This is a genomic window from Cytobacillus sp. Bac17, assembly GCF_024519925.1.
Classification (GTDB): Bacteria; Bacillota; Bacilli; order Bacillales; family Cytobacillaceae; genus Cytobacillus; species Cytobacillus pseudoceanisediminis.
In genome coordinates this window covers 19,572-35,876 of record NZ_JALJRC010000029.1, presented here as the reverse complement: position 1 = coordinate 35,876, position 16,305 = coordinate 19,572, and the positions used below count along the sequence as shown (strand labels likewise).

At 42.1% G+C, this 16,305-nt stretch carries 14 protein-coding genes; 1 reads left to right on the top strand and 13 read right to left on the bottom strand.

The window, feature by feature from the left end:
- Nucleotides 1-28: 28 nt before the first annotated feature.
- The 9 genes from NR125_RS23765 to NR125_RS23725 all read right to left on the bottom strand — a co-directional run bounded on the left by NR125_RS23765 (nucleotide 29) and on the right by NR125_RS23725 (nucleotide 12,070).
- A complete protein-coding gene (locus tag NR125_RS23765; RefSeq protein WP_019382387.1) occupies nucleotides 29-172 on the bottom strand; it encodes a hypothetical protein in 144 nt (47 codons plus the stop codon).
- A 37-nt stretch (nucleotides 173-209) separates the two neighbouring features.
- The gene (locus NR125_RS23760) at nucleotides 210-512 is read right to left on the bottom strand and encodes a WXG100 family type VII secretion target (protein ID WP_256816245.1); all 303 of its coding nucleotides are present in this window, start codon (nucleotides 510-512) and stop codon (nucleotides 210-212) included.
- Between the two features lie 195 nt (nucleotides 513-707).
- On the bottom strand, nucleotides 708-1,187 hold the full coding sequence (essA, locus tag NR125_RS23755) for a type VII secretion protein EssA (protein ID WP_009336195.1): 480 nt from the start codon (nucleotides 1,185-1,187) through the stop codon (nucleotides 708-710).
- Entirely contained in the window at nucleotides 1,177-4,023 is a 2,847-nt protein-coding gene (esaA, locus tag NR125_RS23750; RefSeq protein ID WP_256816243.1) for a type VII secretion protein EsaA, read from the bottom strand. Before esaA ends, essA begins: the two co-directional genes overlap by 11 nt.
- Entirely contained in the window at nucleotides 4,020-8,492 is a 4,473-nt protein-coding gene (essC, locus tag NR125_RS23745) for a type VII secretion protein EssC (protein WP_251265057.1), read from the bottom strand. The genes esaA and essC overlap by 4 nt, the downstream gene beginning before the upstream one ends.
- 20 nt (nucleotides 8,493-8,512) lie before the next feature.
- Complete coding sequence (essB, locus tag NR125_RS23740) at nucleotides 8,513-9,856, bottom strand: type VII secretion protein EssB (protein ID WP_256816241.1); 1,344 nt, start codon at nucleotides 9,854-9,856, stop codon at nucleotides 8,513-8,515.
- A gap of 14 nt (nucleotides 9,857-9,870) precedes the next feature.
- Nucleotides 9,871-10,110 (bottom strand): ESX secretion system protein YukD, encoded by a 240-nt coding sequence (gene yukD, locus NR125_RS23735; RefSeq protein WP_019382382.1) that lies wholly within the window; start codon nucleotides 10,108-10,110, stop codon nucleotides 9,871-9,873.
- A gap of 177 nt (nucleotides 10,111-10,287) precedes the next feature.
- On the bottom strand, nucleotides 10,288-10,581 hold the full coding sequence (locus tag NR125_RS23730; protein ID WP_009336200.1) for a WXG100 family type VII secretion target: 294 nt from the start codon (nucleotides 10,579-10,581) through the stop codon (nucleotides 10,288-10,290).
- Between the two features lie 490 nt (nucleotides 10,582-11,071).
- Nucleotides 11,072-12,070: an ABC transporter substrate-binding protein gene (locus tag NR125_RS23725; protein WP_071158486.1), complete on the bottom strand. Its 999-nt coding sequence runs from the start codon at nucleotides 12,068-12,070 to the stop codon at nucleotides 11,072-11,074.
- 177 nt (nucleotides 12,071-12,247) lie between these two features.
- Between NR125_RS23725 and NR125_RS23720 the strand changes: the two genes are divergently transcribed.
- The gene (locus NR125_RS23720; RefSeq protein WP_019382379.1) at nucleotides 12,248-12,871 is read left to right on the top strand and encodes a DUF421 domain-containing protein; all 624 of its coding nucleotides are present in this window, start codon (nucleotides 12,248-12,250) and stop codon (nucleotides 12,869-12,871) included.
- 44 nt (nucleotides 12,872-12,915) lie between these two features.
- Here NR125_RS23720 and NR125_RS23715 read toward each other — a convergent pair whose 3' ends face one another.
- From NR125_RS23715 to NR125_RS23700, 4 genes are all read right to left on the bottom strand, one after another.
- Complete coding sequence (locus NR125_RS23715) at nucleotides 12,916-14,106, bottom strand: M14 family zinc carboxypeptidase (protein WP_192908041.1); 1,191 nt, start codon at nucleotides 14,104-14,106, stop codon at nucleotides 12,916-12,918.
- A 380-nt stretch (nucleotides 14,107-14,486) separates the two neighbouring features.
- Complete coding sequence (locus tag NR125_RS23710; RefSeq protein WP_192908040.1) at nucleotides 14,487-14,687, bottom strand: hypothetical protein; 201 nt, start codon at nucleotides 14,685-14,687, stop codon at nucleotides 14,487-14,489.
- Nucleotides 14,688-14,869: 182 nt separating this feature from the next.
- On the bottom strand, nucleotides 14,870-15,121 hold the full coding sequence (locus tag NR125_RS23705; RefSeq protein WP_256816240.1) for a hypothetical protein: 252 nt from the start codon (nucleotides 15,119-15,121) through the stop codon (nucleotides 14,870-14,872).
- Nucleotides 15,122-15,123: 2 nt separating this feature from the next.
- The gene (locus NR125_RS23700) at nucleotides 15,124-16,098 is read right to left on the bottom strand and encodes a hypothetical protein (protein WP_256816239.1); all 975 of its coding nucleotides are present in this window, start codon (nucleotides 16,096-16,098) and stop codon (nucleotides 15,124-15,126) included.
- Nucleotides 16,099-16,305: the final 207 nt, after the last annotated feature.

Sequence of the window (16,305 nt, the reverse complement as noted above, 5' to 3'; positions counted from 1 at the left end):
TCGTTTCTTTTCGGATTAGTTCTTCTAACTAAATTAAATTAATTATTTGATACCCAACTATTAATACTTGAATTGGCAATATAAAAAGGTCTGCACATCCCGGCACCGCTTCGCCATCATATCTTTTATTCTTATCATATGAACCTTTTTTCTTCTCTTCATTATTAGACATAAAAACCCATCCAATCTTTCTTTATATTCTTCAATTATTATTTTTCCTTAAGCCTGGCCAATCTCTCTAATTCTCTTTGTCTTTCAATTTCTTCTCTGACTCTGTCAACTTCATTCGCAGCGCTTTCCAGTTCTCTGCTGATGTTATACAGGTTATCAGAGTGCCTTTGGAAGAGGACTCCTGCTTCTTCCAAGGCGGAATCAAATTTTTCCCGGGCTTTTCCTTTCCATTCGTCTGCATGGTTTTGGACACTTTGCTTTAGTTTGAATTCCTCTGTTTTGATATCATCTGAAGCTGTTTGAAATACCCTTGCCAGGGCTCTTACATGTGATGAGTTCATTTTGACACCTCATTTTTAAAGTTATTCTATCCAATAATTTTAAAGTCTCGTCATCTGGCTATTTGTCCAGACTTTTTCATCCCTAATTCTTTATTCTATTTTTTAGAGGCCAATTATTTGAGGAGAGTTTGCTGAAGAATTTGGTTGCAGTATTTATGTACATGTCTCCAAACCGGAGACATGTACGGAAATTATTTAATTGTCAGCCTGCTTAGCCATCCTCGGTATGAGGAATCCCATAATCACACCTATGGCAATGACAAGCAGAATAATATAAAGAAAGATTAATTTGTTATCTTGTTCAGCGGGAGTTTGATCCTCTGCCTTCAAAAAGCTTTCCTGTTTAGAATCGGAAAAAAGCTGAAGCTGGTCTGCTTTTGCAGTGATGGTATTATTAGTGGTTGCACCGCCATCAAAAAGCTGATCCTTCACTTCCTTTAAAGGATCCAGGTTCTTTTTTGTAAAAGTAAGATCCTTTTGTTCTTCGGGGATCTCTTTCTTATTTTCATAAAGTGATTTTTCATGCAAGTAATCGGTATTCTCTTTGAATTCCTTTTTTTCATAGGTATTCGGAGTTAAGTTATCAAAATCAGGGGTCGCCCCGGCGGAATGGCCAGCTATCAGCCAAAACGCCGGGATCAACAGAATGATTTTAATAAATCTTTTAAGCTTCATAAGCCTGATCCTCATCCCTTTTTGTACGCAGGTCTTTTATCGACCGGACTGCAAATGGAATGATGGCAAGGAAGGCTATGATGCCAAGCAGTATGAGAATAGCCGGAACAAACAGTGATTGCGAATCATACTGGATGGACATATATACCTTGGACATTGGATCTTCATAGTTAATATTCGGTGCTGTAAGAGCCAGGAACGGACTAATGAAGAAGGCAATGAGACCAACACTCAAAATCCACCCTGCCAGATTGCCAATCTTGAAACCTGCCAGCACAATGGCTGAAGCTGCAGTCAGCAGCAATATGGTAAATATCGTCCACTCAATAGCCCGATCCTGTTCCATTGAGTAAATATTAAGGCCGAATATACTGATTATCAGACCAACAATAAGATTCAGCAGCACAAACATGGAAGCATGGACAAGCATCGGCGCATTTTTGAAATAATGGCTGAAGTATCCGATCATTAAGCTGCTGAGCAGGACAATGGCCAATACAACAACAGGCGGCAGCTTGCTTTCCTCTTTCTTTGCAGCTGTTTCTCCGCTGATTTGAAGCGGATTGGATAATTGCTCGTATACCGGGCCATTCTTTTGGCCATTCACATAGGTATTACCAAGAAGGTTGTAAATATCATCCCGGAACATCTGAGTCGTCTCTACGTTCGAGCCCCACTTGGAATTCAGTGTATCTGCATCCTGCTGGACACTTTGCACCTTTTGCTCAAGCTCGCTTGTATAGGACACGATATTGCTTTGGTTCTCCCCGATGGAGCCAACAAGATCATTAATCATCAGCATTCTTTGGCTGATTCCTTCCTGTTTGACCATCACAGAAGTTCCGTCAATGCCATCGACAGGCATTGAAGTATTGGATGATGATAACAACTGAATATTATCCATGACGGCCAATGCACTTTCCTGCAGTGCAGATAAGTCTGATGTAATAGCAGCCTGCTGCTCTTCAACTTTCTGACTATACTCGCTAAAAAATGCAGTAAACTGATTATCCAAACCTGTAAGCTGTTCCCCTGAATTAGGGATGGAAGTATTCAATTGATCCCAAACCATTTGTTCATCCTCGCCCACTTTTACAATTGGGTTCAATTTTTCTATAAAGGTTTGAAGTTTCTCAGGATTATAGTTAATGGAAGACTCTATCGTGCCTTCAAATCTTCCGAGAGCAGAATAATATTCCATCATTTTTGATGGGATCGCATAGATAATTGGCTGGTTAAACACTTCTGTTAACTTCGCTTTGCTGGAACTATCTAAATTCAATTCGAGAATTTTATTTTCTTTCTGATCGATTAAGCCGATTAAAGATGAAAAGTTTCCTGAATTAGTCAGCTGCTCAATCAAATTTTTGTTTTCTGCAACGAGCTTATTATAGTCTTCAACCAATTTTCCATTCTGAGCAGCTAAGGTTTCGTTGGCAGCCTTTAGCTCATCCACCACTTTCTGCAGAGGATTTTCTGCTGAGTCATTCGCAGAAAGCTTTTGTTCCACATTAAGCAATCGCTGAGACAGCTTCGGCAGGCTTTCAGCAGCAGCGGATGCTTGCTCCGAAGTTCCTTCAATGGTTTCAAGTGAAGACTTTATTGCGTTCATTTCACTGGCAATGGCCTGCAATTCTGCCCGCTCAGCTTCAAGGCCGGGAACTGAAGGAATGACAGTATCCGTATTTGTATTGGCAGCCTGTTTTTCTGTATAGCTTTTGTTTGAAGCTGCTGATGCCGTTCCTGGATTACCGGCAGATGTGCCTTTTGACAACTCCAGCTTCAAGGAAGCTATGTTTGCCTCAACCTGGCTAAGGGTCTCTCTCTCTTGGTTCATAAGGTAATTGATTAATTCTTCTCTCTGCCGATCCACTTGTGCAGTACGGATATTCGAGAGGCTGCTGAACGTCTCACTGTTTTCCTTAAGCTGAGCTTCCACTGAATCAATAGTATTCGAGAGCTGCTCGCCGCCCTCATTCAGCGCGGTTAGCGATTCAGAGTACTGAGGATCATGTTTCCCAGTTATCGCTTGGATATTTAGTACATTTTCATCCTGCAGTTTTTGGAGCGTCTCCTGCTGAGCATCCTGATATTCCCGGTACTGCTCTACATATTGAACAAATCCAGCAAGATTCTCTTCAAATTGGGTAAGGTTATTTTCGCCCTCTGAAGTACTTTCCGCAGCAGTCTTCACTGTCGACTGAATGCTCTCCAGCATATTGCGCTGCTGTTCAATTTCCTCTGCCAGGTTCTTTGAACTAGGCTTATAGAAAGCGAGCATTGCATTCTGGAAGTCTATTTCTTTTTGTAAAATGGTATCGAACTGGGATTTCACATTTTCAAGGTCCTGGGATACATAGGTCCAATACAATGTTGAAATCTTTCCATTAACACGGTTGGTGGCAGTCTGGATCTCACGCAGAACCTTTTCCCGGTTCAGTGAGTTCAGCTGGTTCTGCACCGTATATTCAAAACTTGCTTTTTCAGGCTGCTTGCTTTCATAGGACATGATGTTCTTTGAAAAGTTGGATGGAATATAAACGACTGCGTCATACTTGGTATTTTTCAACCCATTCTCTGCAGCACTCCTGCCAATGACGGTCCATTCATACTGTGAGCCGTCCTGCAGAATCGATGTAATTTCCTCTCCAAAATCAAGTGACTTCTCTTCCTTGTCAGCGCCTGTATCTTCATTAACAACAGCTATGGTTCTTGTGGCATTCTCCCTGACTAGCAGAGGATTATCGCCAATGGAGCCAAAAAAGATGGCTGGCGCGGCGATAATCAGAAGCATCACCAAAACCATTTTCACGATGTATTTTGTTTTGGCTGTCATGCTAAGACCTTCCTTTCAGTGGCACATAAAGGAATTTGAATTTTTAATTCCTTTCCGTTTATAACGTAATAACCATATCCCGGCTGGATCTCTGCCTCTTTCCGGTCGTATGGAAGGGTAAACAGCGTCTGCTCCGATTTCTTCATCAGAACGATCGCCTGGCGGATCTGTTTGATTTCTGCTGTTAAGGAATCGTATCCTTTTGTCAGTTCATTATTGCTGCCCGTAACGATGACACTAAAGCCCAGATGGCTGCCGTTTTTCATCAGCCTTGCCATTCTTTCCTGCAGACTGTTATCTAATGTCTGCGCAAAACGGGAGTATCCATCCACAGCCAGTACGATTGGCGAAAACTCTATATCGGTCTTGCCATGCTGGATTGCGTTTAGATATTCTTTTTCCCTGAGGGATAATTGTTCTTCCACCTGTGCTGCCCAATCGCTGATCTGTTCCTTTGTCTCGATATAAACCGACTTTTCCTCGCTGGCATAGGATGATAATCCTCTGTCAAAGGAATCGAAAATACCGACGGACTCTGCATCCTGAACAAGCATGTGATTGATCATGAGCTTAAGAACATTTGTCTTTCCTTTTTGGGCCTGCCCCAGGATGATGCAGTGTTTCGTTTTATTGAAGTTCGCATATACAGGTTTTACAGATTCCTCATCAAGGCCAACAGGCACAAGTCCCGGCTGAACAGCTCCATTAGTGTAGCGGGTAAAGTTAATCGTATTAAGCTCTGCTGGAAGCATCGGCACCTCTTCAGGCTGCCTGCAGTCCTTGTATTTCTCTTTCAGTTCCTGGATGTCTTCCCGGATGGCTTCTATAATCTCAAAATCATCCTTGCCATCTGCCGGCAAGAATACCTGTGAGAAATATGCCTCTTCCATTTTAATAATGGCTCTTCCCGGTATAGGCTCAGGTGCGAACGGAACCCTTCCCAGTACGGAGTATGCCTCGCTGCTGTCCATCAAATAATGGACAACCTTCGTTTTGAGGTTGTTCATAAGCGACTGTCTGATCGAATTGATCCGCGTCGCAGCAAAAATCATATAAATGCCGAGTGACTGTCCGTCCCTGGCAATCTGATTGATTTGTGTTTCAAGCTCCTGCATTTCTTCTTTTACTAAATCAAAGTTATCAAATGTGATATATACGAGCGGCAATTTCTCGCTGCTCATCGAATTGTACATCTTAATTCCGCTGACTTCCTGCTGCTGAAACAATAGCTTTCTGCGGGCAATTTCATCCTTGATCAGATTCATGAACTTTTCAATTTTACGTTCTTCATCCATCAGGAAGAAGTCGGCCGTATGCGGCAGCTGTCTTAGCGGAAGAAGTGAGCCATTTCCAAAATCAAAAATATAATAATGGGCTTCTTCCGGAGTTCGCTTTTCGGCAATGCTAAGAAGCATTGTCATAATCGTATGGGATTTTCCATAACCTGAGGAGCCAAATACCCCCACATTACCATCCTCTATGATTTGATAGCTCAATGGATACTGGCTCTGCTTCTCAGGCTCATCCACCATCCCTAAATGAATCTCATGATTCTCTTCAGCGCGGTGGAGCTTCCTGCTTAAACGCCCTTCAAGAGGCGGAAGCCACGGACTTCTAAGCTTTTTAATGCCCATCGAAGACTGTGCTGCTTCAATTTCCTCCACCACTGCTTCAATTTCTGTTTTTCCGCCTTTTTTCTTTCCTTGGCGTGAATTAACATCCGATAATGGCACAAGGCCCAAGTCGGTTACGATTGCAATTTCATCCTCTGTCTCTGAGGAGTCATCCAAATAAGGCGCCCCGCTCCATGCAGATTGGAAGAGCTCATAGACTTCATTATTGCCGACTTGAAGGTAGCCGCGTCCGGTTACGGTAATAGCTGCTGCATCTCCGTTTTTGATGATCTCCCGACTGTCATCTGTGTCCTGAACCTTTAAAGCTACCCGGAAACGGGCATTGCTCCAGATCTGTTCATCAATGACACCGCCTGGCTTTTGGGTTGCCAGAATTAAATGCACCCCCAGGCTTCGCCCAATTCGTGCAGCACTGACAAGCTCCCTGATGAATTCTGGCTCTTCACTCTTAAGCTCTGCAAACTCATCGGAAATTAAAAACAAATGCGGCAGCGGTTCCTTTGCCATCTTGTTTTTATAAAGGTCTGTGTAATCATTGATGTGATTCACCTGGTATTGATCAAAAAGCCTCTGCCGTCTTTTCAATTCACTTTTGATTGAGGCTAGCGCTCTTGAACTGAAGTTTTTGCTTCCTTCAATATTCGTAATGGTTCCAAGAAGATGCGGCATGTTCTTAAACGGCTGAGCCATTCCCCCGCCTTTGTAGTCAATCAGCAGGAAAGCGACCTCATGGGGATGGAAGTGAACTGCAAGTGAAAGAATATAGGTCTGCAGGAATTCACTCTTACCCGATCCCGTTGTCCCAGCCAGCAGTCCGTGCGGGCCATGCGCCTTTTCATGAAGATTCAAAAGCGACAGATCTTCCTTTCCTTTTAAGCCAATTGGTACCGCCAATGATCTGGAAGACTCTTTTGTAAGCCAATTCTGCTTGATTGGAAGTTTTCCCACTTCCTTTACTTTCATCATTTCCAGGAACGAAACGCTATTTGGAATGGAATTGGTCATTCCAACCTGATGATCAAGCGTTCTTAACAGACGGGAAAATTCCTCATTTCCCTTCTTCTGATGAGCATCGAGCCTAAATGGGATGCTCACGGCCTTTTTGTCCTGAATCAGAATGTCTCCTTCTTCCTGATTGACATATCTGACAAGTGTTTGAATATTATCATGCAGGCTTTCCTTTGAATCAGCTGCAGTAATAACGGAGATCCCCATGTTGGAGTGGTCGCCCTCCAAATACTCCAGAATCACATGATCTGCAATCAGCTGCTGGTTAGTAATGATAAACACCAGATGCGGAGAATACACCTGCTTTTCCTTATTTTCATCCAAATCCCTTTCCCGCAGGATTTCATAAATGGAAGATAACAGCTGATCCCTCGTTTGTTCGTTATATATCAGCCCTTTTGCATGTGCATGCGGCATCTGGAAATGCGGAAGCCATTTCAGCCATTCCCATTTCTTATATTCCTTTTCATTAAAAATAAATACAAACCGTACATCATGATAGCTGTGGAAAAACGCCAGCTGTCCAATGATCTGGTGTATCTCATTCTTAACAACCGACTCTTTTCCGATCAGTCCGATTGGCCCCTTAGCAAGGTCAGCCACGACTGGCACATTTCTAACTTCCTTATAAACTTTTTCCATCTGCTGTGACTGTTCAAGCAGGTCATCAATTTCACGGTTAGCCATATCCCCAGAGCTGACCTTAACTTCATAACTCGCTGGCACATTACCGGTTCCAAGCCTGAACTGCAGAAAATCAAAACTCGCAAGGGGTCTTTCCCAAATCCGGTCGGATATATGGCTTGTGAAGTATTTCATTTTCTCAAAAGAGGGAAAGTGGAATTCCAGAACATGCCTCTGCTGGTCAGACAGTGCCTGCAGCTCTTTCCTCTTCTCTTCCAGATAGGCAGTATACACTCGATGTCTGCGCTCTTTCCGCTTCTTTTGATTGCTTTTATCCTTAAAGTACTGAACGGTAGATGTGACTAACGTGGTCATGAACATGACCATTGAAATGATAATAAAAATTCCTCTTGGCTGAATCAGAGCCACGATGCCCATCACGATTAGCATAATCAGCGGCGGCATAATGATCATCCATAACCCCCGATTGGAATCATCAGGCTCCTGTGACGGGAAGGATAGAGAAACTTTCTCATCCGGCATCTCATAGATCATTCTGGGCGTTCGGCGATAGAGCGGATATTTCTTTGCCATCTCTGATTGCGGCCTGATGGTAATCGGAAGCTTAGATTCATAGCTTTCAATGCTGTCGATCTGGAATAGATCCTCTTCTTGTATTCGAATAGACATAAATGGGAAGAACAGCACATCCCCGATTTCAAGAAAAATTCTCTCTACGGCTCTTTTTCCGTTTACATAGAGCTGTCCTGACTGTGGTTCTGCCATCCAGCCGTTATTTGTTTTAATCAGTTCGAAGGAATGGCTTGCATCCATTAAAATGCCGTTCTTTTTATAAATCGATGCTTCTGGGTTTTCCGAGGAAAATTCTATTTGCTTTTGATAGCCAGAATAGTAGGTCTGGCTATTCATATTTTCAGAGGTTACGATTATCGTCAGGGTCTTCCCTTCATCATTCAGCTGGAAGGGTTCCCCGTCATTTAGCTTTCCGAGAACTGACTCATTTTGCCTCACTTCATAGGAGCTGTCGTGCCTTTCTATTGACACAGCCCCTTTTGTGAAAGGGAAATCCCTTATTGTCACCAGCTGTTCAAGCTCTGGGCCTATGGTGATCGTGCTGCTATTTTCAAATGGCATAGACAGCTGCTGGCAGTAATCGCTGTAAAACAACCATAACTGTTCCATCTCTCCACCTCCTGTCTATCTTAATTTGGTTTTGTCTTTGCTGCCTCTTCCTGCTTTTCGGCTGGCTTTTCAGCAGATGTTTCAGCTGCCTTTGAATCTGCAGGCTTTTGCTCTTCTGCAGCCTTCTGTTCAGGCTCTTGTTTTACAGCCTGCCCATTATCACTGCTGTTACTTTGCTCTTCCTGAAGACGCTTCTCCTCTTCCTCCTGAGCTTTCTGTTCCTCTATATACTCATCAATCTCAGCTTGAATTTCGTCAATTTTCTGCTGTTTTTCATCAGATTCAAGACTATCATCTGCTTTGATAACTTCCCGGTATTTAATCAATGCAAATAGAATTAATTCTCTATCCTCAAGATCCCGTGAGATATCGAGAGCTTCCTTAGCATCTCCCCTCCCAATATGAATCCAGTAATGATAGTAAAGAGGATCTGTCTGCAGGGTGATGGTATTTTGGACATTCTCTTTCTGGTCTTCCGTCAATGCTTCATTTATTATGTAAGACTGCGCAAGTTCGTATTGCACGACTCGCGGCATCTGATCAATATCATAATTGGATAATTCAGAAACGACTTCACTATATTGGCTTTTCAAGAAGTGTTCCTGGCTATTAATAAATGCTGCCTGTTTAGGCTGTGTAAAGAAAAGGGAATATAGACTGAAAGCAAGGAAAGGCAATAAAGCAATCAGCAGACCCCAAGCAGAATACCTTGTGGCTTTCCATTTTTTCTGCGGAACCTTAACATATTCCTTATCTTTCTTTTCAAGCATTTCAATATTAGTCCGGATGACTTCTGACAATTCATTTTCATCCTTGGCTTTGATCACACTAGCCGCTGCAGGCGACAGTTCAATGGTTTCATGGAGTCTAAGGTAATCCCGGAAGGAATGCTTTCCATCTACAGCAGCTGCAACGGTCGCTTTCAATTCCATCCAGAGTTTTTCATGATTGGCTTCATAAGGCGGAAGGCTTTCTTTCACACCATAGTGAAGCAAATGCGGCGACAGGCTTTCATCTGCCACTAAATTTTCCGGACAAACAATGAGATGCAGTCTGGTATATGGATGACTTTTCACAAGCTTGAGGAGCTGTGAAGAAAAGATCCATCTGCTTCTTTGGTCTTTCTTTTTTAATTTGGAAAAGGTTAAATAATTTGAGGGAATTTGCAGGACGAGGCGCAGTTCATCCTCTGTTAAATGGACATCCCTTTTTATAGCTGAATCCATAGCTTTGAGCAATTCCAATTCCGCAGCAGCATCAGCTTTTATTTTCTCTCTTTGAAAAAGAATGGTAAGGGATTGATGATCTGTTTCGACAACCGCTTCAAGCTGCTCTTCAAGGTAGGTTTGACTCTTTTCTGACATTTTTTAATGCTCCTTTATAAAATTTCGAAACGGTCCCCAGTGGTAATCCCCTTTTCTGCCAGCTTATCGTTTCCTGACAGAATCATTTGCTTGTTAGGAATTCTGACCCAATAGCCTTCCCGGGGCGGCTGAGGAATCGACTTAGCTTGCCAAACAATATCAACTACTTTTTTAACAGAGTGATAGTTAGATAGACGGAGATCAAAAGGTTCAACTTCATAATTTTTCAGATCAATTGTTAATTCTATGTACATATTCAACACCCCACTAGAAAAGCGCAAGCGCCTCGATCACCCTCGACACCTCGAGGGGGTAGGCGCTGGAGCTAGACAAATTACCAAAGTGAAAATTTGCTAATTTAGTACAAAAAAAGAGCGCTTTTCATCTGATGAATGTAGCGCTCCTTCTCCACTTTATTGATTCAGATGAAATTAGCCGCGGATTTGGCCAGCAATCTGGTTATCAGCATCCTCAAGAGCTCTTGCAGTATTATTAAGCTGAACAGAGATATCCTCTAATAATTGCTGCATTTGAACAAATGAAGGTCTTAAAGATTGGTATTGTTCAGCAAACGCTCTGCTTGCTTCCCCTTCCCATGCACCTTCCAGTTCACGAATCATATTATCCAAACGGACAATCTGATCCCCAACCTGGCTGCTTTCTCCATTATAACGGTTAGACATGCCTACTAATTCTGCTGGTGTAACGCGAATAACTCCTGACATTCAAATCTCTCCTTTTCAATAGGTTACTATTATTGTAAAAATACACAATTAAAAGGTCAATTACTTACTTGCAAAAAATAACAAAACAGTTATTTATACCCACCAATACCCAATTTCGAGATACTTAAACCAAAATTGGTATTTTTTTCATAGGTTTTTTCTAATTTTTTGTTATTCACTCATTTTAAAATTCAAATTTTCTACCTTTTTATTACTATCATGGCAGTCAAAACTCGTCAAATCGCTTGAGTGGCCTTGTCGAATTATGTCTGTGGTTTTATTCCTATTAATCTATAAACCCCCAATTGTATTTTATAGGCAGAATTACCTTATTATTTATATTTTAATTAAACTTTGTTGAGCCCTTTTTTTTCCTAAAATCACCCTTCCGGCTTTTGTAGTTCTTTTGAATCATTTTCAAGAAAAAATTTCCGGGTTCTTAAAGCAAAAAAAAGATACAGCTGAATCGCTGTATCTTTTAACAACCTATTTATTCCTCAACCACCTTAGCATCCTTCAGCATTTCATCCGTTAAAGCGACTCCCTGCTCCTCAGCTGCTTTTTTGTTAATCACCAGCTCAAGACTTTCAGGGTAGCCAACAGGAATCTCACCAGGCTTTTTGCCTTCAAGGATATCAACGGCCATTTGGCCGGTAGAGTATCCAAGATCATGATACTCAAAACCATAGGAAGCAAATCCGCCCCGTTTAACCGAATCGCTTTCTCCAACAAATGCTGGAATGTCTTTCTCATTGGCTACGTTCAGCACAGATTCAAGGGCAGATACAACTGTATTGTCCTTAGGGATGTAGAACACGTCAGCACGGCCTACTAAGGATTCTGCAGCCTGCTTTACCTCGGAGCTTGTTGAAATAGTCGTTTCAACCGCTTCAAGTCCTGCTGCCTCGATGGCTTCTTTCGCATGCTTTACATTTACTACTGAGTTTGGCTCCCCATCATTGTAGATGATGCCGACCTTCTTGGCTTCCGGTACAAATGTTTTAATGGAGTCAATCGTTTTTTTGATGGCATCCGGATGTGTATCAGATGTACCCGTTGCATTCCCGCCTGGCTTTTCCATGCTTTCCACAAGCTCAGCACCAACAGGATCAGTGATGGCTGTAAAAAGGATTGGAATATCCTTTGTGGATTGCACAACGGATTGTGCACTGGCAGTCGCGATAGCAAGAATCAAATCATTCTTGTCCGCTACCAGGTTCTGGGCAATGGACATATTATTGTTCATATCCCCCTGGGCGTTTTGGAAGTCGATTTTAAGATTTTTTCCTTCTTCATAACCAGCATCTTTCAATGCGGCAATAAATCCCTCTCTCGCAGAATCCAATGATGGGTGCTCCACAATTTGCGTGATCCCGATTTTTACGGTTTTCTTTTCTGACGATTCCCCGCTGGTTTCCTCATTTCCTGATCCACAGGCAGCCAGCATTAATAATGCGCTGCTTGCTAGGATGGCTAACATTTTCTTCATCCAAATATCCCCCCGACAGTCATTCAGTTTTTAAAATTTTTATAATATTTTGATATTAACACGTTTAATAAGTAGGTAACAATAGCTAATCCCACTTTTTGTTAGATAAATTGACATTAACAGTTTTAGAAGGCTCTATTTGCGAAAGACTATAATAAAATATAGGGAGGGATGAGATTGGAATTCGATTGGATTTGGAACTCAATCCTTGTCGTCATCGGGGGCACCCTGTTATTAAGGATCGCTGGCAGAAAGTCTATTTCACAGATGACATTAGCTCAGGTAGTAATCATGATTGGCATCGGTTCACTATTAATTGAACCGGTTTCAGGGGAAAGCATTTGGACTACTCTTGCAGTAGGACTCATCCTTGTACTCACCCTAGTTGTCATGGAATATGCACAAATGAAATCAGACAAATTTGAGAAGTTTATCACTGGGCAATCCAAAATTATCATAGAAGATGGAAAATTAAATGAACAGAATCTGAGAAAACTCCGGTTTACTGTGGACCAGCTTGAAATGAAGCTGCGTCAGCATAATGTTGCAGTTATCAGCGATGTAAGATGGGCAACCCTGGAGGCGAACGGACAAGTGGGCTATGAATTAAAAGAAGAAGCCCAGCCTGTAACGAAAAAGGAATTCCTTCAGCTGCAGGCTGATGTCCAGCAGCTGATTCATTTACTGGAACCCGCCTTTGCCAAGGGCTTCTCTGTCCATATGGTTCCTGAAAACGAAGAGGATATTTTTACAGAAGTCGCAGAAGAAACGACTGATAGTGTACCAGATCGACTGCAGTAAGAATGAAGCTGATTCCCATTGGGACTCAGCTTCTTTTGACTATGTTAACGAATTGGCACCCTGTTAGGGATTTCATTATATTCATCCGGATTCAAATCATACACACTGCCATCTGCCACACCATTGATAATCCCCATGACACCTGTTTCTACTGTCTTAACCAGCTGACCTTTCATCTTTTGTCCATAGTTATGTGTCTGCCCTTTTACCTCAAATAGGACAACCCCGCTGCCGTTCAAGGCAAAGGAGCCCAAGGCAGTTCCAGGCAAGTCTAACTCCTGGTCATATAAAGAAATATTGGTAAACACTGAATTTCCTTTTTCCTGAAGTGCATCATAAAGGGCGACGTTTAACTGGCGTGAAAAATCAAAGCGGTAATTCTCCGCATATTGGCTATATTTTGCACCCTCCGCAGAACTTGGATCTGGAACAAAGTCTGCTGAAATGGACATTGTTACATCTTCATCTGTTCCTTCAATCTTATAGAAATTCTGGTGATGAAGATCTAAAAAGACTTCAACATGACCAAATTCCTCTTGAAGACTCTTATAAACATCCCGGACTGTTTGCGATTCAGGCGTAATATACCAGCCTGGAGTGCTTGAATTGCCAGGGAAGTCCTCCGCCTTCGGAACATAATTTAAATCTGGGTTAAAGTCACGGTTTACATCGAATCCTGGTGCTGCAGAGTAGTCGTCCCCCTGAAGGCTGCGTGTGTAATAATTCCAGGTGGGCTGTGCATTATGTAATTGAGGAAACTGTTCCTGAACCTCTTCCCAGGTCATTACATTGCCGCGCCTGTCCAATTCGGAGCCATCGGCATTCATCATCGGGATTGCGACAATCGTTAATTCTTCTCTAATCCTTTTCGCATCTGCTGATTGACTTGACCCCAAATATTGAAGAATATTCAGCAACGCGACAGTGCCGGTCTTTTCATTGCCATGAATTTCGCTCTGCACTAGTACCACTTTATCTCCATGGCCCACACGTGCTGTAAAGATATCTCTCCCCTGATTCGTTTTTCCCGCAGATTCCACCTGAACCAGGCCGTTGGATGATTTTTCAATTTGGCTTAACTTTCTCTTTAATTCTTCATAATCAACAAAACCATTAATTGATACATTTTCTTCTGTCACAGGCTTTGCGCCCTCAGCAAAGCCGACTTGGGGTACGAGAATCGCTGCTGCCAGTGCTGCTGAACTAAGTACTTTCCATAATGATTTCTTCTTCATTTTTAAGCCTCCTCTGATCTATTAATTCGATATCCGAATTATTTCTATCATGCCTTTTTAATAGGAGGATGTAAATCTGCTAAAAGAATTAATATTCTGAATAATAAATATCCTACATTTTCCTTATTAGTTAAGACTTTCATCATATATGACGAGTCACTCAAATATATTCTTAGGAAAAAATCTCACTTCATTAGCCGTTACACAAACTTGTGTTATTAATCTGATTCATTTTCTGCCTTATCAAGCATCTCAGCCACGGCATGCCGCCGGCCACCCCCATTTTCATAATAAACCTATTATTGCTCCTGAATTCAGCAGGTAAATTATTGCCGAATTCAAAAAGGGAAAGCCCCTTTATGAGCTTCCCCTGATATTTATTAATAAGGGTATCCAAATCCTGGTCCACAGCAAGGTCGCGGGTAATAAGGCGGCGGCGGTGGAGGATACCAATAATATGGACGCGGGTAGAATAAGGCAGTGCCCAATAAACCTCCTGCTAACCCTCCTAAAAAGGGCAGACCAAAGAATCCAAAAAACCGCTGATCCTGCGGCTGATAAGGGCCTCTGTAACGGTACATCCGTTCATACCTCCATTTCCTCTATATATGCTTACACTACTTTATATGCGCGGAAATGGGTTTGGCTTGGGCAAATTCATTACATATGGAGGGGGAATGTTGGGGAGAAAGAAGGCTACTCCTCTACTATTAAACAAAGAACCTTGAAAGGCATCTACCCATCAAGGCCTTATTTGTAACTACTATGACTCAAAAGCTGTTTTTTCTGGAAATATGCCACCTTCTCTTACTAGGCAAACTGCCAATCTTTGAGCAGCTCGATCATAATAAAACTTAGAGGGAATATTTTGATCTGGTAAACTTTCTAACTCTGAAAACTTCCTGGTTGTTTTATTTAACTCAATTTTTCCCATAATCTCTTCATTAGGTCCGAATTTGTAAACCACAGTTTCATCATCTTCATAATCCTTTAATAATAAAACATACGAAGCCAATTTTACTCCTCCTCTGGTGGATACCACGGACGCCCTGATTCAACTGTTTTATCATGTACGGTCCTGTAATCCGTTTTGAATATTCCCTCGAATTTTGACTCAAAAAGTTCATGATTCAATAAATCAATATCATTCTTGTTATAAGTATCTTTTTGAAGCCTATCCCAAGCTTGTGCAATTTGATAATCCGGATCAAAGCGTCCAATCCCATGTTCTTTTATGTTCTCTTTGATAAATAAATGCTCCTTGATTCTTTGTACCCTCTGTTCAGTCATTCCTGTATTTTTAGCAATAGACTGTACATCAATTTTGGATTTTCTAAAAGATTCGTACATCTCTTCTGCTTTATCAAGTTGCTTTAGATATTCATCAATTGAAAGTTCCCTGCCACCAGTTTGAACATCACCCGTACCCTTACCAACCTTCTTCCCCGGCAAGACCACATGGCCCTTTTCCTCTTTCAATATCCTGACAAGGGCATCAAAGTCGGCCTTATTGATGCTTTTCCGTATAACCTTGGTTCCTTGTTTTCGGACAACAGCCGCCAGCGACAGGTATTCGAGTATTTCAAGCGGGGTTCCGTCAGCTATGGAGTCCAGTTCCCGAGCTCCTCCCACTCGGTCTTCTGGAATGGAGTCAACGAACTCGTAAGCTTTTCCTTTTTCAGCATAGTATTCCCGGACAATCCGGCCGTCATCATACAGATGGAACTTGCCGCCCTGATTCTGGCTGCCGATGCCATGCTCATCTATGACTTCTACAGTCAGGATCTCTCTGCCGCTCAAAGAGGTGAATTCCTCTGGGCTGATTTCTTTATCGTTTAGCTTTGCCAAAGCTTTCAAGGCTCTTAACTGATATTGGATGGTCTTGCCTTCATATTTGCTCTGCCAGATAGTCCAAATGGAATAAGCACCTGGCGGTAAAATCTGACCCAGGGCAGTTATGCTCAGTTCTTTATGGAATTCCGGTGTGCGCAAGGAATTTCCTGCTTTATGCCTGATGCCTTCTAAAAGCTCCCCATATATTGGGCTGGAGTGAAGTTGCTTGAGGGAATACCCGGTTTTACTCTGAAATAGGTTGGAGGCCAACATCTTAAAAACTTATATGTCTAACAAAAAATAAAAACACCTGTTGCCTAAAAGGCAAGCAAGTGCTTATTGTAAATTCTGTAATATAATCCTAAA